At 49.1% G+C, this 23,773-nt stretch carries 25 protein-coding genes; 22 read left to right on the top strand and 3 right to left on the bottom strand.

Annotation, left to right across the window (positions count from 1 at the left end):
- The 3 genes from WC490_03905 to WC490_03895 all read right to left on the bottom strand — a co-directional run.
- Positions 1-2,134 (bottom strand): hypothetical protein (locus WC490_03905; protein MFA5097754.1); only part of this gene is annotated, 2,134 nt, incomplete at its 3' end.
- 28 nt (positions 2,135-2,162) lie between these two features.
- Positions 2,163-3,989 (bottom strand): glutamine--fructose-6-phosphate transaminase (isomerizing), encoded by a 1,827-nt coding sequence (gene glmS, locus WC490_03900; GenBank protein MFA5097753.1) that lies wholly within the window; start codon positions 3,987-3,989, stop codon positions 2,163-2,165.
- A gap of 6 nt (positions 3,990-3,995) precedes the next feature.
- On the bottom strand, positions 3,996-5,366 hold the full coding sequence (locus WC490_03895; protein MFA5097752.1) for a sugar ABC transporter substrate-binding protein: 1,371 nt from the start codon (positions 5,364-5,366) through the stop codon (positions 3,996-3,998).
- 500 nt (positions 5,367-5,866) lie between these two features.
- Here WC490_03895 and thiS point away from each other — a divergent pair, with 500 nt between their 5' ends.
- The 22 genes from thiS (at position 5,867) to WC490_03785 (ending at position 23,771) form a co-directional block, all read left to right on the top strand.
- Entirely contained in the window at positions 5,867-6,067 is a 201-nt protein-coding gene (thiS, locus tag WC490_03890) for a sulfur carrier protein ThiS (protein ID MFA5097751.1), read from the top strand.
- Positions 6,067-6,804 carry a HesA/MoeB/ThiF family protein gene (locus tag WC490_03885; protein MFA5097750.1) on the top strand — a complete coding sequence of 246 codons (738 nt, stop codon included), beginning with the start codon at positions 6,067-6,069 and terminating at the stop codon, positions 6,802-6,804. Before thiS ends, WC490_03885 begins: the two co-directional genes overlap by 1 nt.
- Positions 6,805-6,893: 89 nt before the next feature.
- The gene (gene cysK / locus WC490_03880) at positions 6,894-7,826 is read left to right on the top strand and encodes a cysteine synthase A (GenBank protein ID MFA5097749.1); all 933 of its coding nucleotides are present in this window, start codon (positions 6,894-6,896) and stop codon (positions 7,824-7,826) included.
- 23 nt (positions 7,827-7,849) lie between these two features.
- On the top strand, positions 7,850-8,548 hold the full coding sequence (locus WC490_03875) for a cytochrome c biogenesis protein CcdA (protein ID MFA5097748.1): 699 nt from the start codon (positions 7,850-7,852) through the stop codon (positions 8,546-8,548).
- Between the two features lie 45 nt (positions 8,549-8,593).
- Complete coding sequence (gene rpsF / locus WC490_03870; GenBank protein ID MFA5097747.1) at positions 8,594-8,971, top strand: 30S ribosomal protein S6; 378 nt, start codon at positions 8,594-8,596, stop codon at positions 8,969-8,971.
- Positions 8,955-9,359: a single-stranded DNA-binding protein gene (gene ssb / locus WC490_03865; protein MFA5097746.1), complete on the top strand. Its 405-nt coding sequence runs from the start codon at positions 8,955-8,957 to the stop codon at positions 9,357-9,359. Before rpsF ends, ssb (WC490_03865) begins: the two co-directional genes overlap by 17 nt.
- Positions 9,360-9,369: 10 nt before the next feature.
- On the top strand, positions 9,370-9,786 hold the full coding sequence (gene ssb / locus WC490_03860) for a single-stranded DNA-binding protein (GenBank protein MFA5097745.1): 417 nt from the start codon (positions 9,370-9,372) through the stop codon (positions 9,784-9,786).
- Positions 9,786-10,058, top strand: coding sequence for a 30S ribosomal protein S18 (rpsR, locus tag WC490_03855; protein MFA5097744.1), 273 nt, complete (start codon positions 9,786-9,788; stop codon positions 10,056-10,058). The genes ssb (WC490_03860) and rpsR overlap by 1 nt, the downstream gene beginning before the upstream one ends.
- A gap of 4 nt (positions 10,059-10,062) precedes the next feature.
- Positions 10,063-10,509, top strand: coding sequence for a 50S ribosomal protein L9 (gene rplI / locus WC490_03850; GenBank protein MFA5097743.1), 447 nt, complete (start codon positions 10,063-10,065; stop codon positions 10,507-10,509).
- Between the two features lie 2 nt (positions 10,510-10,511).
- The gene (locus WC490_03845; protein MFA5097742.1) at positions 10,512-11,777 is read left to right on the top strand and encodes an excinuclease ABC subunit UvrC; all 1,266 of its coding nucleotides are present in this window, start codon (positions 10,512-10,514) and stop codon (positions 11,775-11,777) included.
- Between the two features lie 28 nt (positions 11,778-11,805).
- The gene (locus tag WC490_03840; protein MFA5097741.1) at positions 11,806-12,450 is read left to right on the top strand and encodes a hypothetical protein; all 645 of its coding nucleotides are present in this window, start codon (positions 11,806-11,808) and stop codon (positions 12,448-12,450) included.
- A 12-nt stretch (positions 12,451-12,462) separates the two neighbouring features.
- The gene (locus WC490_03835) at positions 12,463-13,287 is read left to right on the top strand and encodes a hypothetical protein (GenBank protein MFA5097740.1); all 825 of its coding nucleotides are present in this window, start codon (positions 12,463-12,465) and stop codon (positions 13,285-13,287) included.
- 25 nt (positions 13,288-13,312) lie between these two features.
- Positions 13,313-14,080 (top strand): hypothetical protein, encoded by a 768-nt coding sequence (locus tag WC490_03830; GenBank protein MFA5097739.1) that lies wholly within the window; start codon positions 13,313-13,315, stop codon positions 14,078-14,080.
- 10 nt (positions 14,081-14,090) lie between these two features.
- On the top strand, positions 14,091-15,185 hold the full coding sequence (gene wecB / locus WC490_03825) for a UDP-N-acetylglucosamine 2-epimerase (non-hydrolyzing) (GenBank protein ID MFA5097738.1): 1,095 nt from the start codon (positions 14,091-14,093) through the stop codon (positions 15,183-15,185).
- Positions 15,182-16,174: a Gfo/Idh/MocA family oxidoreductase gene (locus WC490_03820; GenBank protein ID MFA5097737.1), complete on the top strand. Its 993-nt coding sequence runs from the start codon at positions 15,182-15,184 to the stop codon at positions 16,172-16,174. Before wecB ends, WC490_03820 begins: the two co-directional genes overlap by 4 nt.
- Positions 16,175-16,176: 2 nt before the next feature.
- The gene (locus WC490_03815) at positions 16,177-16,764 is read left to right on the top strand and encodes an acyltransferase (protein ID MFA5097736.1); all 588 of its coding nucleotides are present in this window, start codon (positions 16,177-16,179) and stop codon (positions 16,762-16,764) included.
- Positions 16,764-17,900, top strand: a complete 1,137-nt coding sequence (locus WC490_03810; protein ID MFA5097735.1) for a DegT/DnrJ/EryC1/StrS family aminotransferase — start codon at positions 16,764-16,766, stop codon at positions 17,898-17,900. The genes WC490_03815 and WC490_03810 overlap by 1 nt, the downstream gene beginning before the upstream one ends.
- Position 17,901: 1 nt before the next feature.
- Complete coding sequence (locus tag WC490_03805; protein MFA5097734.1) at positions 17,902-19,233, top strand: oligosaccharide flippase family protein; 1,332 nt, start codon at positions 17,902-17,904, stop codon at positions 19,231-19,233.
- Positions 19,227-20,381, top strand: coding sequence for an O-antigen ligase family protein (locus WC490_03800; GenBank protein ID MFA5097733.1), 1,155 nt, complete (start codon positions 19,227-19,229; stop codon positions 20,379-20,381). The genes WC490_03805 and WC490_03800 overlap by 7 nt, the downstream gene beginning before the upstream one ends.
- Before the next feature lie 6 nt (positions 20,382-20,387).
- Entirely contained in the window at positions 20,388-21,626 is a 1,239-nt protein-coding gene (locus tag WC490_03795; protein ID MFA5097732.1) for a glycosyltransferase family 4 protein, read from the top strand.
- Entirely contained in the window at positions 21,623-22,729 is a 1,107-nt protein-coding gene (locus WC490_03790; GenBank protein ID MFA5097731.1) for a glycosyltransferase family 4 protein, read from the top strand. The genes WC490_03795 and WC490_03790 overlap by 4 nt, the downstream gene beginning before the upstream one ends.
- Positions 22,719-23,771, top strand: coding sequence for a glycosyltransferase family 2 protein (locus WC490_03785; protein ID MFA5097730.1), 1,053 nt, complete (start codon positions 22,719-22,721; stop codon positions 23,769-23,771). Before WC490_03790 ends, WC490_03785 begins: the two co-directional genes overlap by 11 nt.
- Positions 23,772-23,773 lie beyond the last annotated feature (2 nt).

Below are 23,773 nucleotides of genomic sequence, written 5' to 3'. Positions count from 1 at the left end.
TAAGCCAGGTATAGGCCCCTTCGCCGTAAGCATAAGGGTGGTCCGGACCTATCAGATATTCTGCATAGGCATAGGGCTCCGCTTTATATAGTGAGATGTCCTTTTGCTTGTTGGGCATTATCTTGCACATTTCTTCGTAGGTCTTGTTGCCCAGCCCGAGCTTTGCAAGGGCCGCCAGCATAAAGGTCTGCGCGTGGCAAAAGACCGCCGCGTTCTCCTTGGTGCCCTGGGAAAACATGGCTATCCTGCCCAGCCCCGGATCAAAAACTGTATAGGCCGGGGCCAGCAGCGCATAGCCGAATTTACCTCCCAGGTGTTTGTCCGCGGAATCCAGAATGGTCTTTATCCTGTCCTGGGGGACAAGGTCGGCAAGAATTGCCCAGGACTGGGAGTTCAAAAAGATCTTTCCTTCTTTGTTCTTTGAAGAACCAAAAGGCACCAGATCGTCGTTGTAGCCGGCAAGATACCACTGGCCGTCCCAGCCGGCTTCGTTTATCCTTTTTGTCATTATCCTGGCTTTTTCAAGGAGGTCCTTTTTGATCTCATCCTTTTTAATAAGCCCCGCAAGTTCCGCAAGCATCTTAAGGGCCCTCACCAGGGCGATCCCAAGCCAGACGCTTTCCCCAATTTGCTTTCTTCCGGCCATATCAAGGGCATCGTTCCAGTCCGCCTCTCCCACCCTGGGGATGCCGTGCACGCTCACATCGTTATAAGTAAAGTTGAGCTGGGCAAGCAGGTGGTCAAAAAGCGTCCCTTCCCCGTCCGGAGCCGAGGGCCCGTGCCATTGGGGATCGGTCTTTGTTCCGCCTTCTATCCATTTGTCCTTTAACCAGGGTATCTCCTGATTAAGGATGTTGACATCCCCCGTTTCTTTTACATAGCCGGCTATAGACGGGGTCAGCCATGTGGGATGGTCCTTAAAAGGCCTGTTCTGATAAGGGCCGTAGGTATCGGACCAGCCGGGGGCCATTGTCCCGTCCCTTCTGGTAAGAGAGGCCACTTTAAGCAGTTTTGCTTTCCCGTATTCGGCATCAAGGGACAGGATCGATTCTCCGTCCTGACAGCTGTCGCGCAGACCTCGCCCTCCCTGCCCTTCGTGGTAAAAGGACGGGGACCTGCTCCACATGTTGCACATCCAAAGCTGGTACTTGAGCCAGTTGTTGACCAGAACATCAAAATCCTTGTCCGGAGTTTCCACTTTTATCGGAGAAAGCCTGCTTTCCCACATTTTAACGGCGGCATTAAATGCCTCTTCCACATTTTTTCTGTCCCTGAACCTTTCTATTATCCTTGCCGCGTCCTTTTCTCCCTTTGTCTGGCCCAGCACAAAGATCAGTTCTTTTTCCTGCCCCGGCTTTAAGGTAAGTTTGTGCTGCAGCGCCGCTATCGGCTCTTCCCCGTCACAGATGCTCTGCGTGCATTTTCCGCTAAATACGCTCTGCGGGTTCTGGCAGGTATTGCCGTAACCTAGAAAGTTCTGTTTGTTGCAGTCCCACCCGCTGACCTTTTCCGAAGAAGAAAAGAAAAGCACATACGGATTGTTCTTTATGTTGAACTCTTCGTAAAAGGCGGTCTTTCTTGCAAGGATGGCCTGCGCTTTTTTGTCGAACTGCACGCGGTTCCAGAGTATCGAGATATTGTAGAAAGTCTGATAATCCGCGCTGCCGATGAACCATTCAAGATAGCCGAACAGGTTCAGTTTTCGGATCTTTTTACCGGTGTTCTTTACTTTTACCTTCCAGATCTCGCAGGGCTCGTCCGCCGGGACAAAATAGGTCGTCTCAGCCTCTACGCCGCCTACTTTTGACTTGATGATCTGGTACCCGAACCCGGAGCGGCATTCAAAAGAATCATATTTTGAGCGCAGCGGCTCCCACGAAACGGAAAAAGCCTTCTTGGTCTCTTCGTCCTGGATAAACACATATCTTCCCGGCCTTCCCTGATGAAGATTCTGCCCCGTCCAGTAAAGCATCCTTTCCGTCTTTGAATCTTTGTAAAAGCTGTAGCCGCCCGCCGTCTGGGAAATGACCGCGCAGTATGTCTCGTTGGTAAGGTAATTGCCCCACGGGCGCGGGGTGTTAGGATCGGTCACTATGAACTCCCTGCCGTCGTCAGAAAACTTGCCGTACTTCATCTGTCTTCCTTTCCGCTTCTTATGTTCTTTATTCCACCGTCACGCTCTTGGCCAGGTTCCTCGGCTGGTCCACATGGCAGTCCCTTTTGAGCGCGATGTAATAGGCGAACAGCTGCAGAGGCACTACCGCAACTATGGCAGACAGAGCCTCCGAAGTTTTTGGGATGTATATTATGTCATCCACATTCTTAAGGTTCTGGTCCCCCTCTGTCGCAAGGGCGATAACTTTTCCTCCCCTTGCCTTGACCTCTTCTATATTCCCAAGTATCTTGTCATACCTTCTGCCGGCAAGCGCCAGCACCACAACAGGCATATTCTCGTCTATCAAGGCTATCGGGCCGTGCTTCATCTCGGCCGCAGGATAACCTTCGGCATGTATATAGGAGATCTCTTTTAATTTGAGCGCCCCTTCAAGGGCTACAGGGAACCCTTCGCCCCTGCCAAGGTAAAGGGCGTTCTTGCTGCCGCAGTATTTTGCCGCTATTTTTTCGATGTCCTTTTCAAAGGACAGCACCTTTTCTATTTTATTAGGCAGTTCGTACAGGGAGTTCAGCCTTCTAAGATATTTAGCCTTGGTTATCTTACCCCTTTTTTTGCCCAGAAAAAGCGAGAAGAGGTAAAGCACCGCTATCTGGGTGGTAAAGGCCTTGGTGGAGGCAACCCCTATTTCGGGGCCGGCAACCGTGTGGATAGTGTAATTGGAGCCTCTTACGACCGAAGAGTCCGGCACATTGCATACCGAAACTACCGTGGCCCCTCGCGACCTGGCTTCCTCGATGGCTCCAAGGGTATCGGCTGTTTCGCCCGACTGGCTGATCGCAATTACAAGCGTGTTATTGTCGACCAGGGGGCTTCTGTACCTGAATTCGGCCGCGTATTCGACTTCGGATGGAAGTTTTACATAATGCTCTATAAAGTACTCCCCTATCAGCGCCGCGTGCCAGGAAGTGCCGCAGGCGGTAAGCACCACCCTGTTGAACCTTTTTAAAAGTTTGTCGCTCAGCGGAAAATCCTTCAGGCAGATAGAGCCGGTCCTTCTGTCCACCAGGCTGTCGACAGTGTCTATTACCGCTTTGGGCTGTTCGTGTATCTCCTTGAGCATAAAATGTGAATACCCGCCCTTTTCGGCAGATACGGGGTCCCAGGATATCAAAGTTTTTTTTCTGTCGGCTTTTTCTCCGGAAATGCGGAACACATCAACACCTCTGCTCTTTACCAGGGCAATATCCCCGTCCTCAAGAGTGATGATCCTTGAAGTGTGCTTGACTATGGCGGGAATATCGGAAGAAATAAAGTATTCCCCTTTGCCGATGCCGATTATCAGCGGGCTGCCTTTTCTGGCGACCACGATCCTGTCCGGCTCTTTTTTTGAGACCACGGCTATCGCGCAAGAGCCTTTTACCTTTTGGACCGCTTTTCTTACGGCCTCGAGCAGCCCCTCCGACAGGTTGTCCTCTATAAGATGCGCAAGGACTTCCGTATCCGTCTGGGAAAGAAATTTGTGGCCCGCTTCCTGCAGGACCCTTTTCAATTCTTCAAAATTCTCGATGATGCCGTTGTGGACCACGGCGATCCGGTTTTTGCAGTCGAGGTGGGGATGAGCGTTCTCTTTTGACGGCCTCCCGTGGGTGGCCCATCTGGTGTGCCCAATGGCGCAGCGGCCTTTTAAGCTCACATTTGACATGAGCTTTTCGAGCTCCGCTATCTTGCCAAGGGCTTTTACGTTCTTAAGGCTATTTGAAGAAACGACCGCGATACCGGCCGAGTCATAGCCTCTGTATTCAAGCTTTTTAAGCCCCTCAATGACTATAGGGGCGGCTTCCTTGCTTCCTATATATCCGAAGATGCCGCACATCTGGGCCTATTTTCTGGAACTCAGGACCTGATTGATCTCTTTCGCCGCGGCATCAAGGTCGGATTTTATCACTTTTTTAAGGTCCGCGTCGCCCGTTACAAGCACATGGTCCCAAAGTATCCCGAGCCTTCTGACGAGTATCGGCTCAATTATCCCCCACGAAGAAACGCAGGGATAGGTCCTGCCGTAGTTGACAGCCTCCTTAAAGACCTTTCTGTAAGGGTCGTTGGAAAAATACGGGTCTTCGAACGCAGTTTTAACCGAAGGCAAGAATCCGGTGGACTTGGCATAGGTAACCTGGCTCTTGTTGCCGGACAGGAACTTGATGACCTGCCAGGCCGCTTCTTTGTTCTTTGCCGACTTAAAGATGGCAAGGTTGCTGCCTCCAACAAAAGCAAATCTTCCCTTGGGGCCTGCAGGATAAGGCGCTATAGCAAAGTTCCTTGAAGTGATGGAGCCGGCTGTCCCGCCCTGTTCCGCCGGCATGGTCAGCGTTTTTACCTCATAAGGGCCGTCAAAGTACATAGAATAGGAACCGTTGTTAAAATTGCTGCTTACCTGCGCTGTATTTAACTCAAGAGCATCAAGAGGCACCAGGCCTTTTTTGACCAGCCCCACATAGTACATCATGCCGTCAACTGCGGCCTGTGAATTGATGACAGAAGTCTTTCTGTCCTTGGAAAGGAAGTCACCTCCCGCGCCCCAGATCCACGGGGCTATGTTGTGGATGACATTCCAGTCGTTCTTTCCCGGTATACCGAGCGGGACAACTTTGATGCCGTCTATTTCTATGTCCGACTCCTTTATCTTATTAAGCGTGCTCTCAAAACCTGCCCACTCAGCAAGACCGCCTTCCGGAACTCCGGCCTTTTTTAAGACATCGGACCTGTAGTATAGAGCCCTGCAGTCTACGAACCAGGGGATGGAAGTGACGGCTTTGCCGCCCTCAAGCCCCGAAGATACCCATGCCACAGGCAGAAAAGCGGCCTCCCCGCCTATTTCCGATACTTTATCCTTGAGGTCTACAAGGGCTCCCATTGCAGATATGGCCCCTACCCAGGTGCTGCCCAGCTGAACTATGTCGGGGGTGTCGCCGGAAGTAGCGGCAGTGGTTATCTTGGTCCAGGCAGAGCCCCAATCAACAGAAGTGATCTTTACTTTTATGCCCGGGTTCTCTTTTTCAAATTCCGCAAGAAGAGCTTCTATATCCTTTACCGGCTCCAGGCTGTTGGGCATTACCCACATATTAACTACAGTGCTTCCGGCATCGGATCCTCCGGCGGGCACCGGAGCGCTTTTCCCGGAAGTTCCGCCTCCGCAGCCAAACCCCAGGATAGAAACAGCCAGCATAACAACGGCCAATTTGAGAGATCTCATTATCCCATCCCTTTCTGCATTTTTGAATTGCCAATACAAAGATAACATATTTGAGGCACTGTGTAAATTACCTCTGAAAAAATGCGCTAAAGATGCCTTGACACCGTTTTTTTGTGCTGATAAATTGGTATGTACAGGCGATGAAGGGGTGCAACTCCCCGGAGCTTTCTTAAGACATTTGCGCGAAGTTTTTCTGGTTGCCTGCGGTACGCTCGGATGCCGCGGACTTTGTCTGTTGGCATCCCTCCTAGGCTACGGCGACAGACCAGGACAAATGGACCGCAGAGTCTTAGAGAACGCATGTTGCGCGTTAGTCGACTAATGCCTCAGATTCCCGGCGACAACATACATGGGAATGTCGCCCTTGTGTGTGTGGGAAGATGAGGCATTTTTTATGGTCGCAAATATTACAGATCTCTAATGACCCGAATAGATGCAACGCGAAGGCTTCGCTTACATTCTCTAATTCCAAGTTCTCTTTAGTGTATAATTTGTCCCATATGAAGGTCGTAGTTAACGGCAGGGAAGAAACGCTGGAGGGGGAAATGACCCTGTTGGATTATCTTCAGAAAAAGAACATCAGACCAGAGATCGTGGCAATAGAATTGAACAAAGAAATTATTGACAAAACACTTTATAAAGACACCGCGGTCAAGGAAAATGACGTCCTTGAGATCCTTCATTTCATAGGCGGAGGCTAATGCTTTCTAAAGAAGAAAAAGAAAGATATTCCAGACAGCTGATCCTCAAAGAGCTCGGCCCCTCTGGCCAGAAAAAACTAAAAAATGCAAAAGCCCTTGTTGTAGGCGCCGGAGGTCTTGGAAGCCCCGCTATCTTTGAACTGGCTTGCGCGGGGATAGGGACCATCGGCATAGCGGATTTTGACGTTGTGGAGTTGAACAATTTAAACCGCCAATTTCTGCATAACACTAATGACCTCGGCAAGCCAAAAGTGCTTTCGGCAGAAGAAAAGATCGGGCTTCTTGATGCGGGGATAAAGGTCATAAAACACGAAAAAAGGATGGACAAGAACAATATCGGGAACATTATTATTGGCTATGACGTCGTTCTGGACTGCAGCGACAACTTTGACACCAAATACCTGATCAACGACACCTGCGTAGACCTTAGAAAAACCTTTATACATGGAGCAGTAAGCCGCTTTACTGGCCAATTGTTCACTGTCAAGGACGGGAAAGGCCCCTGTTTAAGGTGCATCTTTAAGGAGCCTCCGCCCAAAGATGTTGAGCCCGCCTGTCACGGAGCGGGCATCCTAGGCTCAGTTGCCGGCACAATCGGAAGCCTGCAGGCAACGGAAGCGGTAAAATGCGTTCTCGAAAAAGGGGAACTGCTTGCAGGCCGGCTTTTGGTCGTAGAAGCTCTTGACATGCATATTAGGGCCGTACCGTTCAAAAGACAAAGTGGCTGTATCTGCTAAAAGCGCGAGCTGCCGCTCGCAAAGATGCGGCTGCAGGTGCGCTCAATAACGCCTTCTGGTATACTGCTAGTACATAACGGAGGATCAAGATGGCCCGGTACGAAGACATTACAAAAACGGCAGGCAAAACTCCCCTCGTAAAGATAAACAGACTGTCCAAAGGGCTTGGGGCCGAGATCTATGCCAAACTGGAGTCCTTTAATCCGCTTTCCAGCATAAAAGACCGCATAGGCACGGCAATGATAGAAGAGGCTGAGCAACAGGGAAAATTGCGCAAAGGATCTGTCATTATCGAACCCACGAGCGGCAACACCGGCATCGCACTGGCCTTTGCAGCCGCCACAAAGGGCTACAGGCTTATACTCACCATGCCGGAAACAATGAGCACAGAAAGGCGCCGCCTGCTAAAGATGCTGGGCGCCGAGATAGTATTAACCGAAGGCTCAAAGGGGATGAGAGGAGCCGTTGAAAAAGCCGGGGAACTTGCCGCGCAAACCCCAAACAGCTTCATGGCCGGGCAGTTTGATAACCCGGTCAATCCCCAAGTTCACAGAAGAACCACCGCAGTAGAGCTGTGGGATGACATGGGAGGGCGGATCGATGCTTTTGTTTGCGGGGTCGGCACGGGAGGGACCATAACGGGAGTGGGCGGGTTTTTAAAACAGAAGTGCCGCGCTATCAGGGTCATCGCTGTCGAACCCGAAGGATCTCCTGTTTTGTCCGGCGGCGAGCCCGGTCCCCACAGGATACAAGGCATAGGCGCCGGCTTTATCCCAAAAGTGCTGGACAGATCGCTGATAGATGAAATAGTAAAGGTATCGGACGACAACGCTGAAAAAACAGCCAGGGAGCTTGCAAAAAAAGAGGGCATCCTGGCCGGGATATCATCGGGGGCTGCAATGTGGGCCGCTCTTGAGACGGCCAAAAGTCCGTCGTTCAACAAAAAGAAGATAGCGGTCATACTTCCGGACACGGGGGAAAGATATCTTTCCACCCGGCTCTTCGGGGAAGAGCTAGAATAATGACGCGGAAATACCTGTAAAAAATGGACCAGCTCTCTGTTCTTGCCGCTTTTACCGCCGGGATTTTGTCGTTCTTTTCCCCGTGCGTCCTGCCGCTGCTGCCCGCGTATCTATCCTTTATCACCGGGATAACATTTTCTTCGGGAGACGGCTCTTCGGCGCAGCGGCCTCTTAATACAGCGGTCAATTCTGTGTTCTTCATACTCGGCTTCTCCCTTTTGTTCGTGGCGCTTGGAGCGGCCGCAAGCTCGGCAGGCCAGCTGCTCATGCGGCATCTAAGCCTTATAAAACTCTTTGGAGGACTGCTTATAATGCTCTTTGCTCTTTTCATCCTTGGGGCCGCAAAGATACCATTCTTGAACTATGAGGCAAGATTCCGGCTCAAAAGCAAACCCGCCGGTTATTTTGGCTCCTTTGCTGCCGGGGTCGTTTTTTCCGCGGGCTGGAGTCCTTGCGTCGGACCTATTCTGGGCTCCATACTTGTATTGGCGGCAAGCGATGCTTCGGTGTACAGGGGAACGGCCCTGCTGGTTATTTATTCACTGGGACTGGGCATCCCTTTCTTTCTTGCCTCTCTTTCGGTAAATTCTTTCATTGCCGGTTACAAAAGGCTGGGCGGCTGGATCAAATATATTAATTTGGCCGCCGGAGCCCTCCTTCTGGCTACGGGAGCTGTCGTGGCGCTGCAGGGGTTGATCTTTCTGACATCGCCGCTAAACTGACACGCCGTTGCCCGCAGGTCTTTTTCCGTGGTATAATTTCTTTATATGAATGAGAAATACGATCTGATCTGTGTTTTTAAGCCCAACACGGCCGAGGAAAAGGTCGATGCTGTCTTTGCAAAAATAGAGAAGAAGCTTAAATCCCTGGGCGGAGAATTGCTGAAAGTGTCAAAGACCGGCATCAGGCGGGTGCAGACCAGAATGAGAAAGTTCAAGACGACCCGCGACGGCCTTTTTGTGGACTGCTCCTTTTCCGGCCCTTCAAAGTGCCCTTCTGAAATAGAGAACATACTCCATGTGACGGAAGATCTCATGAGGCACCTGCTTGTAAAAGCAAAAGAAGTGCCACAGCCGGTCCAGGAAAAACCTTCGGAAGAAAAAGTTGAGATCAACCCGGAGATGTTAATTGGCAAACCTCAATAGGATAATCCTTGTAGGGCGCCTTGCAGCAGAAACCGAAACCCGCTCCACGCTTGACGGCTTGCCGATGTGCCGGTTTGTGCTGTCGGTGGAAAGGCTGTCCGGAGCTTCGGGCAAAAAAGAGAGCGATCTTTTTGACATAGTGGCCTGGGGAAAGCTGGCTGAAGTCTGCGGAAGTTATCTGTCAAAAGGGCAGCTGGTGCTGGTTGAGGGAAAGATACAGAACAGGACCTACGAAACAAAAGAAGGCGCCAAAAGATACGCTACGGAGATAATAGCCAGGAACATGAAAATGCTCGAAAAAGGCAAAGGCAGGACCGGGGCAGCCGCTCCCGCCACTGCGATGTCCGAACCCGATGATGATCTGATCGACGATGATCTGCCGTTCTAGGCGCAATAAAATGTATAACAGGGTTTTTTTGATAGGCAATCTGACGAGGGACCCCGAAGTAAGATATACGACTTCCGGCCTCCCGGTGGCAAAGTTCGCGATCGCGGTCAACAGGCCAAAGAGCAAAAAGAGTTCCGCGGACGAAAAGGGAGAGGTTGATTTTATCAACATTGTAGCCTGGAGAAGACTTGCGGAGATCTGCAAAGAGTATCTTAAAAAAGGCCGTCCGGTGGCTATAGAAGGCCGGCTCCAAATAAGGGAATACGAAAAAGACGGCCAGAAGAGGTCTTTTTCGGAAGTTGTTGCGGACAACATGCAGATGCTGGGCAAAAGGGGCGATTTTGACGGCCCCGAGACTTTTGGAAAGGCAGTGGCGGAAGAATTCCGGGAAGACGGAAAAACAAACAGCGAGGAGGTCCCGTTCTGATGTACAAGCCAAAGGACAGAAAAGAAAAAAGAGGCGGAGAAAGAAGAGGCGACAGGGATTTTAAGAAAAGGAAAAGAAAGGTCTGCTTTTTCTGCGCAAAAAAAACTATCGCGGACTTTAAGAACCTTGACCTCATAAGAAGGTTCATAAACGATAGGGGAAAGATAATGACAAGAAGGGGCTCGGGCTGCTGCGCCAGGCACCAGAGGATGGTGGCCAAAGAGATAAAGAGGGCCCGGCAGATAGGGATGCTCCCGTACAAGGCGGAATGACAAAATGAAAGTAATACTTAACAAGGATATCGAAAATGTCGGCGACAAATTTTCGGTGATAGAGGTAAAAGAAGGCTATGCCAGGAATTTTCTTTTCCCGAGAAAACTGGCCGAGCAGGCCACAGCAGAAGCCCTTAAAGAACTCGACAAAAAGATGAAGAGACATGAGGCAAAAGAAGCTCTGCGCATCGACGAGTATAAGGACCTTGCAAAAAATCTTGACGGGCTCTCGCTTGAGATAAAAGCGCCGTGCGGCGAGGGCGGAAAATTGTTCGGGGCCGTCACCAACCTGGACATAAGCCAGGCCATCAAGATGTCCTGCTCGCTTGAAGTCGACAAAAAGAAGATCTTTCTGCATGAGCCCATCAAGACCTCCGGCAGCCACGAGGCGCAGGTCAAGATCTATAAGCAGATAGAGGCAAAGATCAAGGTGTCCGTTATCCCGTCCTGAACATGGCCTCTCTAAAGGAACAACTGCCCCGCATCCCGGATGCCACCGGGGTATACCTGCTAAGGGACAAAGACAGAAAAATAATCTATATCGGAAAGGCCGTCAGCCTCCGCAAAAGGCTTTCAACACATTCCAGAAGCCCTCTGGCTTCCAAGGTATCCAAGATCGACTTTATCAGGACCTCTTCTGAGCTTGACGCTCTGATACTTGAGGCAAAACTGATAAAAAAACACCAGCCCAGGTATAACATAAGCCTTCGGGACGATAAACAGTATCCTTACATCAAACTCACCGGCGAACCTTTCCCCAGGGTCCTTCTGGTAAGAGAGACCTTAAGCGACAAAGGAAAGTATTTCGGGCCATTTATGGGAGGGTCCGCAAGAAATCTGATAGCCCTGGCAAGCAGGGTGTTCGGCATCAGAAGGTGCCGCCAGACACCTCTAAAAAAAAGGAACCAACCCTGCCTGGATTACCACATAAAAAGGTGCGCGGGCCCCTGCGCGGCAAAGGTCTCAAAAAAAGAGTACGCGTCAAGGGTTTTGGAATTCTCTGAACTCCTCAAAAACGGCCTTACTAAGGCCATAGAAAAGATGAACCGGCAAATGGAAAAGGCCGCAAACAAACAGGATTTTGAGGCAGCCGCAGAGCTCAGGAACAGGATCTCCTGGCTGTTGAGGACGGAAAGCGGCTCATATTCGGGCTCCAGGTATTTTGTATCTTCTCCAAAAGAAAAAAGGACCGCTCTTTTAGAGCTCAAAGAAGCCCTTGGGCTCGAAAGGACCCCGCAGAGGATAGAAGCGTTCGACATTTCAAATCTGGGAGGTTCCAAAATATCGGCATCAATGGTGGTCTTTAAGGAGGGGCTTCCGTATAAATCGCATTACAGGCGCTTCAAGATCTCATCCCGCGGGGTGGCGGATGATACTCTGTCAATGAATGAAGTTGTATTTAGAAGATATTCGGGCAGCCTTTCAAGGATGCTTCCGCTGCCGGACCTGATATTGATAGACGGAGGCAGGGGCCAGTTAAGCAGCGCCCTCAAAGCCTTGAAAGAAGCAAAAGCCGATATCCCGGCAATAGGCTTGGCGAAGCGTTATGAGGAGATCTATGTTAAAGGTTCTGCGGACCCCATAGCGCTTCCAAAGGACTCCGCCGGGCTGCGGCTTCTGCAGAATATAAGGGACGAGGCTCACAGATTTGCGGTAAAATACCACCGGCTCCGCAGAAAAAAAGTCCTTGCGGACCAAGCCTTTGACAATCCGCTCTAAAATGTTAGACTTGGACTGAGGTCGTTCCATGAAAAATAAAGAGATAGCCGCTGTTGCGGCAATAGGTGTTTTTTGCGTTTTCCTGACGGCTGCGCAGGCAGCCAAGGGTACGGCAAATTATCCTTTGAAATCAAAATCGCCTCTGACCGCCCCATTTGGCGGCAAGCCTTTTAAATTCAACAAGCCCGAACAAAAGCCTATCCCTCTATATCCTTCCGCAGAAAAGGAAAAGATCGGTCTTTCTGTTGGCATCAAGGCCGGGGGAAGCGCTGGGCTTACAGGGGCCATGGGGGATGTGACATATTCCATTTCCAATCTTGTTCCCGGCGCCGCTGTCAGGGGAAGCATAGGCTATCTGACCGGCACAAACATAGCCAACCAGGACAGGCTTAAAATGGCTACCGTGAACCTGGACGGGATAATTGACATTGTTAAGAGAGAAAGCAACCCCTTGAACCTTTATATGGGAGGCGGACTTATCTATCCCTGGAAAGTGAGCCAGGTCAGCGGCGGAGGGGCCTGGGGCGCACATGCTTATCTGGGAGGCAAATACGCCCTGCAAAAGGACACCTCAATTTACGGGGAAATAGCTTATTCCGGCATCAAATATGATCCCAAAGAATCCGCGCTGCGCGGAGTTGAGGCGATGGTCGGCTACGGATATTCATTTTAAGGGAGAGATCAGGTGAAGAAAGAAAAGATCGGCATAATAGGCTGGGGTATTGTGGGCCACGCGCTTTCCGAAGGGTTCAAAGACCACGAAATACACGAATATGACAAATATAAGGACACGGAATCTCTGGAAGAAGTGGCAAAAAAGAGCGATTTTATCTTTATCTGCGTTCCTACCCCGATGAAAAAAGGCAGGATAGACCTGTCAATAATGGACGAGGACATAGCACAAATAGTTAAATATACGGATGGCACAGATAAGATAGTCATAATTAAATCGACCGTCGTCCCCGGAACGACCGATGCTTATCAAAAAAAATATCCGCGCACTAATTTTGCATTCAATCCTGAATTTTTGAGAGAAAAAACATATATTGAAGATTTTCTTAACCCGGATAGGATAGTGATAGGAGCCAGTAACGAGGAAGTTGCAAAAAGAATAGAACAGCTTTACAGGGGAAGATTCCCTAACTGTCCTATAGTGATCACACATCCGACCAGCGCTGAACTGGCAAAAGGAATGTCCAACAGCCTGCTCGCAACAATAGTCATCTTTAACAATGTGATGTGCGAACTTTGTCTGGCGCTTGGAATAGATTACAGCGAGGTCGCCCGGATTGTATCCCTAGACAAAAGGTATCAGAAAGCGGATTATTTTACCGTTTCAAACGAACGGGGATTTGGCGGCAAATGTCTCCCAAAAGACCTGAACGAGCTCGCCAACAGGGCCAAGGAACTTGGTGTTGATGCCGGCTTCCTGGAAAAAGTATGGACCGAAAACCTCAGGGTCCGCAAGCTTCACGACTGGGAGTGGATACCGGGAGCAGAGACAAAATAGGCCGAAAAAGAAAGGACTTGAAATAATGCTTAACAGAAAACAAAGGGCCGCACATCTGGTGATAGGCTGCGGAGAAGTCGGAAGCGCCATAATAAAGATCCTGAAAGAAAAGGTGTCTGATGTCTACTGGACGGATGAAGATCCAAAAGTAAAAAGTATCCTGCCTCCCGAAAACAAGAAGATCGATGTGCTCCATTTATGCATCCCTTATTTTGACTCTTTTGTCTCCGCGGCAAAGGAATACATAGCCAGGTTTAAGCCGGCCCTTGTCGTAAATCATTCCACTTCTATGCCCGGAACAACCAGCCAGATCGGCCAGGATAATGTGGTACATTCTCCGGTGCTTGGGCAGCACAATGACCTTTATAGGCATATAAAGACCTTTGCAAAGGCGGTCGGATATGACGACGAAAAAGCGAAACTTCTGGCGGAAAGATTCCTGAAAGGTGTTTTTGATCTTGCCTTTTTTAAAGGGACTTCTACGACTGAAACCGCAAAACTCCTCTCCCTGTGCCGGTTCGCGGTGAACATTGAGATGTCCCGCTACGCAAAACAGATGTGCGACAAGCTTAATCTGGACTACGGGGAAGTCGTGACCAGGTTCATAGACATGTACAACTCCGGGCATAAAAAGGTCGGACTTACGCAATTTGTTGAGCCCCAGCTTTATCCTCCAAAAGGCAAGATAGGGGGCCACTGTGTTCTGGCAGGAGTGGAAAAAGCCGAGAAAGTGCTCAGAAACCCCATGTTTGACAGCATAATCCTGATAAACCTTATGGGTACCGGACAATAATAAACGGCAAATGAAAGTATTGCATATTGTAGGGGGCAGGCCGCAGGTCCTTAAGCTGTTCCCGGTCCTGCAAGCCTTCAAAGAACTCCGCGGTTCCGTTAAGAACAGGGTCGTGCATTCCGGTCAGCATTATGACTTTATGATGTCCGACGAATTTTTTGATGAGTTGGGCCTTGACCGCCCTGACCATTATCTCGGCGTTAAGAAAGGGTCTCCGGCAGCCCAAACGGCAAAAATCATTGAAAGACTTGAGAGCGTTCTTGCCTTGGAACGGCCGGACATTATCTTTGTCTACGGTGATATGACAACCACTCTGGCGGGCGCCCTTTCGGCCGCCAAGCTGAGCATTTCCATCGCGCACGTTGAGGCCGGCTTTAGAAGCTATAACAAGAACATGCCGGAAGAAGTCAACCGGCTGCTCACGGACCATGTTTCAAGTATTCTGTTCTGCCCCAGTAAGACCTGCATAAACAACCTCAGAAAAGAAGGGATCTTTGACCACAGCAAGAGCTCTTTAAGGCTTTCGATCGATCGCCCTGCGGTCATAAACACCGGAAATGTCATGTATGACACGCTTTTGAGGGGGCTGCCGCTTCTAAAGGCCGGACACATTTTTAAGAACCTGGGCATAGAAAAAAAGAGATACTATGTCCTGACGATACACCGGGCAGAAAATACGGACGATCCTAACGCTCTCAAGGGCATTTTTGAGTTTTTGGACTCTCTGGATCTTAATGAACCTTTGATATTCCCTGTCCACCCCAGAACAAAAAAGCCCCTTTCCAAAATGAAAGATCTGCCTTCAAAACTTAGGGCAGTTCCTCCTCTGGGACATCTTGACATGATATCCCTTATCAAGAACTCCCGTGCCGTTCTGACCGATTCAGGGGGGCTTCAGCAAGAATCCTACTGGCTGGGCATTCCCTGCGTCACGCTGCGCAGCGAGACCGAACTTGTTGAAACCGTTGAAAGCGGCGGCAATGTGTTGTATAAAGACTTCAGGGGATTTGACAAGTTGAAATACGGGTCCAGGAACGCATACGGCAGAGGGGACGCGGCAAAGCGCATCGTCCGCGCCACAATGGAGACGGCAGAAAAACTATGACTTTGTCTGACAAAAGTGCGTCGATAGCCCTTATCGGGGCCGGCTACTGGGGAAAGAATCTTTTCAGGGTGCTCAATGAACTGAAGGTCCTTTCCGCTCTGTGCGAAACCGATAACGATGTCCTCTCCAAATACAAGCGGGAATATCCCGACATCGAATGCTGCAGCTCTTTAAAAGCGCTGCTGGGATCAAAAGCCATATCCGCCGTGGTGATAGCGGCGCCCGCGGCCAAGCACTACGAACTTACAAAAATGGCCCTTGAGCAAGGTAAAGATGTTTATGTGGAAAAACCTCTGGCGCTGAAAGCCTTAGAAGGCCGCGAACTGGTGGAACTGGCCCGCAGGAGCAAAAAGGTCCTGATGGTCGGACACATACTCCAATACCATCCCGCTGTAAAGAAATTAAAGGAGCTGATCCAGGACGGTCAAATAGGCAAGATCCAATATATTTATTCCAACCGGCTCAATATAGGTAAACTAAGGACCGAGGAGGATATACTTTTGAGCTTTGCGCCGCACGACATCTCGGTTATCCTTTCCCTTGTGGGGGAAGAACCATTAGACATCAGCGCTTCCGGAGGTGATTATCTCAACCGCGGCATTTACGACACGACCCTTACTTCCATGTCTTTTAAGGAGGGGATAAGGTCCCATGTTTTTGTAAGCTGGCTTCATCCTTTCAAAGAACAAAAACTTGTGATAGTTGGCTCCCGGGCAATGGCTGTATTTGACGACCTTGCAGCGGACAAGCTTAAGATCTACCGGCACACCATTGAATGGGCTAACGGGAAAGAACCTATAGCCCACAAGGCCGATTTTGAAAAAGTTGCTTTGGAAGAAGGGGAACCGTTAAAGCTCGAGTTAACTCATTTTCTCGAGCGCCTTAAAGACAGGAAGCCGCCGCTGACCGACGGCTCCGAAGGGCTCAGGGTGCTTAAGGTCATAGAATCGGCTCACAGGTCGCTTCATGAGCATGAAAAGGAGGTCTGACCATGGCCAAAGATTATTTTGCGCATGACAGCGTTTACATTGACAAAGACGTCAAGATAGGGAAAGGAACAAAGATCTGGCATTTTTCGCATATTCTTTCAGACACCGTCATAGGCGAGAACTGCGTCCTTGGGCAGAATGTGATGGCCGGACCCGGTGTAAAGATCGGCAACCGCGTTAAGGTGCAGAACAATGTAAGCATCTATAAGGGGGTTGAGATCGAGGACGACGTTTTTTGCGCCCCCTCAATGGTCTTTACTAACGTCATAAATCCCAGGGCTTTTATAGAGAGAAAAAATGAGTTCAGAAAGACGCTTGTTAAAAAAGGTGCAACCATAGGAGCGAACGCCACCGTGATCTGCGGACATACGGTGGGGAGGTATGCCCTTGTGGCCGCGGGGGCCGTGGTCACAAAAGATGTTCCTGATCACGGGCTTGTCGCGGGAGTTCCGGCCAAACAGATCGGCTGGGTATGCAAATGCGGTGTTACTCTCAAGGACTTTGATAAGGACCAAAGAGCGGTCTGCCCCGCCTGCAAAAATGAATACATGCTCACATGCGGCATGCTCAAGCCCGTTAAGGAGAATTGATGAAACAAATAGAGATGCTTGATCTGCCGGCTCAGTATGAATATATGAAAAGGGACATAGACCTTGCTGTCGCCGACTGCCTGAAAGAACAAAAATGGATACTTGGCCCGCAGGTTAAACGATTTGAAGAAACATTGGCCGGATATCTTGGAGTAAAACACTGCATAGGGACCTCAAGCGGCACCGATGCCCTGGTTTTATGCCTGAGGGCTTTTGCCTTAACCAGAAAGAATGAGGAGTATTTTGATAAAAGCGATAAGATAATAACTACTCCCTTTACTTTTACCGCTACGGGAGACGCCATTCTTAGATCAGGGGCAACGCCTGTTTTTGTTGATATAGAACCGGACACTTTCAATATCGACACAAAAAAGATCGAGGAATATCTTAATTGCACATCATCAAATGTTGTAGGCATAATCCCTGTTCACCTATACGGCCAACCGTGCAAGATGGACAAGATACAGGAGATCGCAAAAAAATACGGTCTTTTTGTTCTTGAGGACACAGCGCAGGCGTTTGGCGCGGAATACGGAGAAAAAAAAGCCGCATCCATAGGAGATGCCGGGGCTCTAAGCTTTTTCCCGTCAAAGAATCTGGGAGGCTTTGGGGACGGCGGGATGGTATCCACCAATGACAGCAGCCTTGCCGAACTGGTGCGGCAGCTTCTAAAACACGGGGGGAAAGACAAATACAATGTCGATCACATAGGATACAACGCCAGGCTCGATACTTTGCAGGCGGCTATACTGCTGGCCAAGTTCGGTTACATAAATGAATTCAACGACAAAAGAAGGGCCATTGCATCTGTGTATAATACACGCCTTGCCGGACAAGATCCTGTGGTGATCCCAAAAGAAACAGGGAACATCAAACATGTTTACCATCAATACACGGTAAGGGTCCCGAACGGAAAAAGGCAGCAGGTACAGGACAGGCTAAGAGAGAACGGCATATCCACAATGGTCTATTATCCCGTGGCTCTGCACAAAATGAGGGTCTTTGCCGGCAGAAGCATTCTTCATGGAGCCCTTGAGGAGGCGGAAAGGGCCTGCGGCGAGGTGTTGAGCCTGCCGATAGATCCCCTGATGGAAAAAGAAGAGGTCGGCAGGGTAACATCATGTTTGTCGGCATAAAATGACCCGAACAAGTTTTTTTGAAAATTCGGTCAGGACCGTTGCCACAAATATCTGCATACTGTTTTTGGCCCTGGCAGGCGCGGTAGTGACCGCAAGGCTTCTCGGGCCTTCTGGAAAAGGGCTGTATTCTCTTTCCATAACTTTTGCGGGACTTGTCCTTACCTTTACCAATCTTGGGATAACCGCTTCAACAAGCTACCTGATCGCAAAAAAAGCCTTTGGGCTTCCGGAAGTGCTGGGCAATACGGTGTTTTTGAGCCTTTTTACTTCTTTGATCTCCGTAATTGCCGGGGCATTGATCGCTTTTCTTCTTCCTCGATACATCGTGCCGGGAGTGCCTCCCTTGTTTTTGGCCCTTGCCCTTCTGGCGATCCCATTCCACTTGACGGTTTCCAACCTCAACAATATCTTTCTTGGACTGAACCGCATAAAACACTACAATGCATTCTCCGCATTGAGAGCCTTGTCAGACCTGGCCTTTGTGGTGCTGTTCGTTTATTTGCTGCGGCTCGGGGTGCAGGGGGCTCTGTTCGGACATGTTTTGTCCGCAGCCGTGGTTTGCTCTATGGTCTTTGCCTGGACCTATCTGTCAATAACAAAAGGCATTTCCATGAAACCCGATCCGGCTTATCTTCGCAAAGCCATAAATTATGGTTTCAGGACGCATATTTCCAACATACTAGTGTTCCTGTTCATGAGGTTTGATCTTGTGTTAGTGAACTGGTTCCTTAACCCCGCAGCCGTCGGTCTATACGGAACGGCGGCCGCCATATCCAACCAGCTGGACCTGGTGCCTTACGCCATAGGACTTCTGTTATTCCCAAAAGTGGCTTCTCAAGAGGACGATGACAGGAAAAAGATATTAACTCCCAGGATCTGCCGCAGTGTGCTGCTGTTCACTCTCCTGGGTGCCGGGGCGGTCTTTGCCGTATCCGAGCACCTGGTCGTCTTTTTGTTCTCTCAAAGTTTTTACGGGTCCGTGGCGCCCCTAAAAATACTGGTTTTTTCGGTGTCCGCTCTCTCGGTCTGGCGGATATTATCCAATGACATAGCAGCAAGGGGTTTTCCGGAGTACAATATAGCAATAAACCTCATGGCGGTATTGATCAATATATCCTTGAATATCGTATTGATCCCCTCGGTCGGAATTCAGGGGGCTGCCCTGGCCTCGTTTTTTTCCTGCGTTACGGCCAGTTTCTGCGCCCTTGGCGTTTATTGCAGGCTTAGCGGCAACAAAATGCGGAAGGTTTTATTGGTCCAGCCGGAAGATCTTGCCGCATACAGTGGATCTTTCAGGATGATCGTAAAGAGGCTAAGCCGTTCATGTTAAAGACACTGGAAAATGAGGTCAGGGTCCCAGCGTGGCTTTTTTCTCTTTACTGCTTTGCCATACCGTTCGAGGCTTTCCTGCACCTTGAAGTGCTGGGAGGTACTCTGATAAGGTACATCGGAATGATCACCATCTGCTCAATGGCTTTTTATATGATCATTAAAAGAGAAAAAATATGTTTCCCGAACTCGGCAAAATTGCTTTTGGTGTTTTTTTTATGGGCCGGGGCCTCTGTTTTCTGGTCGGCCGATCCGGAACATGCGTTCGGCAGGTTCATGTACGAGATCCGTTATTTCCTGATGTTCCTGGCCGCCACTGCGTTCCCCTTCAGCAAAAAAGAGGTTTCTCTGGCCGTAAAGGCAGTGATCGTCTCAGGCATTATCGCCTCTCTGTACATAATTTACACCTCAATAATGACCAACCAGATACTGGAGAATTACACCAGGTCCGTCATCTCTTCGGGAGAAACCATGACCGGGCCCAACAGCGTTGCCGGAATGCTTATACTGCCTTTCAGCCTGCTTATAGGAAGCGTACTTGCGCAAAAGAGCAGGCTGAGCAGGCTGAATGTAATATTTGCTTTCTCTATCTTTTCCGCGGTGCTCTTTACAGGTTCGCGCGGCGGATTGCTGGGGCTTTTTACCGCTTTTCTATCGCTCCTGGTCTTTTGGGGCGTAAGCCGCAGAGGGGCTGCGCTGCTTTCGGTAATATCTGGTTTCTGCTACTGGCTGTTCCTAGAAGTCAGCGAAAGAGTTGCCAAGCTTTCCGAAAGGTTCGTTTTTTCGGGAGACCTTAACAGATTCTCAGCCAACAGGATCGATATATGGAGCAAAGGCTTTGAGACATGGATGAACAGCCCGTTGATAGGATACGGGTATGCAAATTACATTGTTGTTTCAGGGACAAATATGTCTTCACACAACATATATCTGGGCGCACTGCTGGAATTGGGGATCATTGGCTTTTTCCTTATCGTTTCGTCTCTGGCAAGTCTTTTACTTTTTAAACCGTCCGATGAAACTCAAAAGAGCGCCTTTTCCGGAGCTCTGGGGGTTCTTGTGTTGAGCGCGACCTTGTACACCATGAACTTCAATTATTTTTGGCTTGCTCTCATATTGGTCGAGATATCAAAGAAAAGGACGGCATAACAAGCAATGGGCTCAAAAAAAATCCGGGTCCTTGTCCTGTCCCATATGTACCCTTCAAGCTCGGACCCGCTTTCAGGTATCTGGGTGCATGAACAGTTGAGGACACTTACCGCTATAAAAGGCTGCGAAATAAGAGTGGTGTCCCCAAGGCCGTTTTGTCCGGCCGCACTTGGAATATTCAAAAACAAATGGGAAAAATATGCCCGGACCCCGTTTTCCGATGTAATAGACGGTGTCCCGGTGTTATATCCCAGATACCCGGTCCTGCCGGGAAAGGCATTCAGCGCTTTGTCCCCCTTTTCTATGCATCTCTGGCTAAGGAAACTTTTGACAAATCTGTCGTTAGAATTCGGGCCCGACATACTGCATTCACATGCGGCTGTCCCTGACGGTTTTGCCGGCGTAAAAACAGCTGAAGCGCTTGGAATTCCCTGTGTCTGCACCTTTCACGGAAGCGACATCAACCGTTATCCTTATTACAACCGGCTTTGCATGGAGTTGGTAAGATATGTAATATCCGGGACCGACAGGATATTTGCGGTCAGCGGGGCATTAAAAAAAAGGGCCGAACAATTGGCAAAACCAAAAAATCCGGTCCTGCCCATATATAATGGATGCGACACATCTGTATTCAAATACGACGGGGAAAATAGGTCTCAAAAAAGAAAAGACCTTGGCATCCCGCAGGATGCAAGCGTTATGTGTTTTGCCGGACATCTGATAAAGGAGAAAGGGATTTTTGAACTGCTGGGATCGTTTGAACAGTTGTCTGAAAAATTTGAGGGGCTGCATTTGATGATTATTGGAGAAGGCCCGAGTCATATGAAATTGGAAAAAGAGGTCCTCCGATTAAATTCCCGGGCAAGGGTATATCTGGTAGGACAGATAGCGCATAACGAAATGCCCCTTTATTTGAGCGCATCTGATATATTTGTCCTGCCAAGCTATAATGAGGGCCTTCCTGTGTCTATAATAGAGGCGATGGCCTGTGCTCTTCCTGTGATCTCGACAAATGTTGGGGGCATATCTGAAATAGTAACCAATGGTGTTTCTGGCATCATAACTGATGTTAAGAATGTCGGGTTGCTCACGAAAGCAATTGAAAAACTATTAAAAGATCCGGGCCTCATGAAACAGTTCGGATCTGCAGGTCGAGCCATAGTTGAAAAGAGGTTTTCCTTGGAAAGGAGCGCGAACAATCTTTACAATGCCTATATTGAAACAATGGACTTGAGCAAACAATGACAAAAAAAGTCTGCATATTAACTTCCGTTCATCCTGCCCTTGACACCAGGATCTTCTTCAGAGAGGCTTCAACACTTGCAGAAGCCGGGTATGATGTCGCCCTGATAGCCAGACATAAAAAAGATGAAACAATAAACGGCATCAAAATAATACATCTGAACGGCAGCAAAAACCGCTTCTTTAGGTTTTTGTCGTCATTTACAACGGTATTGCCTAAAGCCATGCGGCAAAAAGCCGGAATCTACCATTTTCATGACCCGGAACTGATCCCTGCCTGTCTGCTGCTGAAAGCGCTTACGGGAGCAAAGATCATCTACGATATTCACGAAAACATTCCTAAACAGATCCTGTCAAAACCGTGGATACCAAAGCCGCTCCGAAGCATTATTTCTTTCCTGGTCAATCTTATCCAATGGTCTTCCATGCCTGTGTTCGACCGCATCATCTATGCATGGGAAGAACCAACAATTCTCACTGACAATAGAATAATAGTGCTGAACAATTATCCGAGACTTGAGTTGTATAAAAAAAGCAAGGAAGATGCACCAAAAAACGGGGCGTTCACCGCTCTTTATTGCGGCGGACTGACCAGAATACGGGGCATCCGGGAAATAGTTGAAGCTGCCGGGCTCTTGAGATCCCGGAAAGGTTTTCGCCTAAAATTGATCGGCGGTTTTGAATCGGAGTCTTTTAAGAAGGAGGTCATGTCCCTGCCCGGCTGGGAAAAAGTGGACTATATCGGTCATATCCCTTATTCTAAAACCCCGGAGCACTGTATGAGCGCGGATGCCGGACTGATCTGTTTATGGCCCGAGCCAAATCATTTAATCTCGTCCCCGAACAAGCTCTTTGAATATATGGCTTCTGGTCTTCCGATCATTGCCTCGGATTTCAGGTGCTGGGAGAAAATTGTAAAGGGTTGCAATTGCGGGCTAAGCGTAAACCCAATGAAACCAAAAGAGATAGCGTCTGCAATAGAATATTTAATAGACCATCCGGAGGAAGCAATTATGATGGGTAAGAACGGCAGAAAAGCCGCGGAAGAAAGATACAATTGGAATAAAGAGAGTAAAAAGCTTCTGGAGATATATGATGGACTTTAACCGGAGTAATGCTCCGTTTGTTTCTCTTGTGGTCCCCTGCCGAAACGAAGAGGGACATATAGGCAGATGTATCTGTTCTATAATCGCGCAGGATTATCCAAAGGATAGAATAGAGGTCCTTGTGGTTGACGGAATGAGCAGCGATGCCACCCGGGCAGAAGCCCAAAAATATATGGGCAAAGGGCCGGACATCAGGATAATAGACAACTTCAAAAAAATAACTCCCGCAGCCATGAACCTGGGCGTGATAAATTCTAAAGGAGAACTGGTGGCAGTGATCATTGCCCATGCCAAGCTCGACGGCTCTTTTCTGTCAAATGCAGTTAGGTGCCTTGCAGAATCCGGGGCTGACGGAGCCGGAGGGCTTTTGAAACCCTTGATAACAAATAAAAGCCCAATGGCCGAGGCAATAATCCTTGCTGTAAGATCGCCGTTCGGCGGCGGAGAAAAGAAATATCTGCACGGAAAAAAAGAGGGCTTTATAACGGACACGCTCCCTTACTGCCTTTATAAAAGGGAAACATTTGAAAAATTCGGCATGTTCGAAGAAAAGCTGATAAGAGGGCAGGACGGGGAATATAACTACAGGATACTTAGAAATGGGGGGAAACTCTATTTTTCGCCTAAGATCAAGTCCTACTATGAAGCCCGGACATCCTTAAAGAGGCTCTGGAAGCAGCATTTTCAGTACGGATATTTTAATCCCTATGTGTTTGAGAACATAGGCACAATGATACCGTGGAGAAGACAAATACCGTTGGCTTTGGTAGCCGCACTTCTAGTTTCCGGCATCTCGGCTTTCTTTATCCCCTTGGGCGCATATGTTTTTGCAGGGATATTATTGGCCTATCTTACAGCCGATATCCTTTTTTCCGTCCTTATCTCTCTCAGGAAAGGATTGAAGCACCTGTTATTTCTGCCGGTCGTATTTGCGACCATCCATTTTTCCTACGGGCTGGGCTATTTTGTCGGGTTGTTTGATTACCTGCTTATAAGATACGGTCTCAGGGCAAAGATCGCGGACAAGCCTCTTTCAAGATAGGA

This window comes from Candidatus Margulisiibacteriota bacterium, from assembly GCA_041650635.1.
GTDB lineage: Bacteria > Margulisbacteria > WOR-1 > JAKLHX01 > JBAZKV01 > JBAZKV01.
This window is presented reverse-complemented; position numbering and strand designations above follow the sequence as displayed.

What these genes read in the sequence shown, in the direction of transcription:
- rplI (MFA5097743.1), top strand. Translation starts at nt 10,063, where the DNA reads ATGAAAGTAATACTTAACAAGGATATCGAAAATGTCGGCGACAAATTT.
- wecB (MFA5097738.1), top strand. Translation starts at nt 14,091, where the DNA reads ATGAAAGTATTGCATATTGTAGGGGGCAGGCCGCAGGTCCTTAAGCTG.
- WC490_03810 (MFA5097735.1), top strand. Translation starts at nt 16,764, where the DNA reads ATGAAACAAATAGAGATGCTTGATCTGCCGGCTCAGTATGAATATATG.
- WC490_03785 (MFA5097730.1), top strand. Translation starts at nt 22,719, where the DNA reads ATGGACTTTAACCGGAGTAATGCTCCGTTTGTTTCTCTTGTGGTCCCC.
- WC490_03875 (MFA5097748.1), top strand. Translation starts at nt 7,850, where the DNA reads ATGGACCAGCTCTCTGTTCTTGCCGCTTTTACCGCCGGGATTTTGTCG.
- WC490_03795 (MFA5097732.1), top strand. Translation starts at nt 20,388, where the DNA reads ATGGGCTCAAAAAAAATCCGGGTCCTTGTCCTGTCCCATATGTACCCT.
- WC490_03885 (MFA5097750.1), top strand. Translation starts at nt 6,067, where the DNA reads ATGCTTTCTAAAGAAGAAAAAGAAAGATATTCCAGACAGCTGATCCTC.
- WC490_03800 (MFA5097733.1), top strand. Translation starts at nt 19,227, where the DNA reads ATGTTAAAGACACTGGAAAATGAGGTCAGGGTCCCAGCGTGGCTTTTT.
- cysK (MFA5097749.1), top strand. Translation starts at nt 6,894, where the DNA reads ATGGCCCGGTACGAAGACATTACAAAAACGGCAGGCAAAACTCCCCTC.
- rpsF (MFA5097747.1), top strand. Translation starts at nt 8,594, where the DNA reads ATGAATGAGAAATACGATCTGATCTGTGTTTTTAAGCCCAACACGGCC.
- WC490_03820 (MFA5097737.1), top strand. Translation starts at nt 15,182, where the DNA reads ATGACTTTGTCTGACAAAAGTGCGTCGATAGCCCTTATCGGGGCCGGC.
- WC490_03830 (MFA5097739.1), top strand. Translation starts at nt 13,313, where the DNA reads ATGCTTAACAGAAAACAAAGGGCCGCACATCTGGTGATAGGCTGCGGA.
- WC490_03895 (MFA5097752.1), bottom strand. Translation starts at nt 5,366, where the DNA reads ATGAGATCTCTCAAATTGGCCGTTGTTATGCTGGCTGTTTCTATCCTG.
- WC490_03805 (MFA5097734.1), top strand. Translation starts at nt 17,902, where the DNA reads ATGACCCGAACAAGTTTTTTTGAAAATTCGGTCAGGACCGTTGCCACA.
- rpsR (MFA5097744.1), top strand. Translation starts at nt 9,786, where the DNA reads ATGTACAAGCCAAAGGACAGAAAAGAAAAAAGAGGCGGAGAAAGAAGA.
- WC490_03840 (MFA5097741.1), top strand. Translation starts at nt 11,806, where the DNA reads ATGAAAAATAAAGAGATAGCCGCTGTTGCGGCAATAGGTGTTTTTTGC.
- WC490_03815 (MFA5097736.1), top strand. Translation starts at nt 16,177, where the DNA reads ATGGCCAAAGATTATTTTGCGCATGACAGCGTTTACATTGACAAAGAC.
- WC490_03790 (MFA5097731.1), top strand. Translation starts at nt 21,623, where the DNA reads ATGACAAAAAAAGTCTGCATATTAACTTCCGTTCATCCTGCCCTTGAC.
- glmS (MFA5097753.1), bottom strand. Translation starts at nt 3,989, where the DNA reads ATGTGCGGCATCTTCGGATATATAGGAAGCAAGGAAGCCGCCCCTATA.
- thiS (MFA5097751.1), top strand. Translation starts at nt 5,867, where the DNA reads ATGAAGGTCGTAGTTAACGGCAGGGAAGAAACGCTGGAGGGGGAAATG.
- ssb (MFA5097745.1), top strand. Translation starts at nt 9,370, where the DNA reads ATGTATAACAGGGTTTTTTTGATAGGCAATCTGACGAGGGACCCCGAA.
- WC490_03845 (MFA5097742.1), top strand. Translation starts at nt 10,512, where the DNA reads ATGGCCTCTCTAAAGGAACAACTGCCCCGCATCCCGGATGCCACCGGG.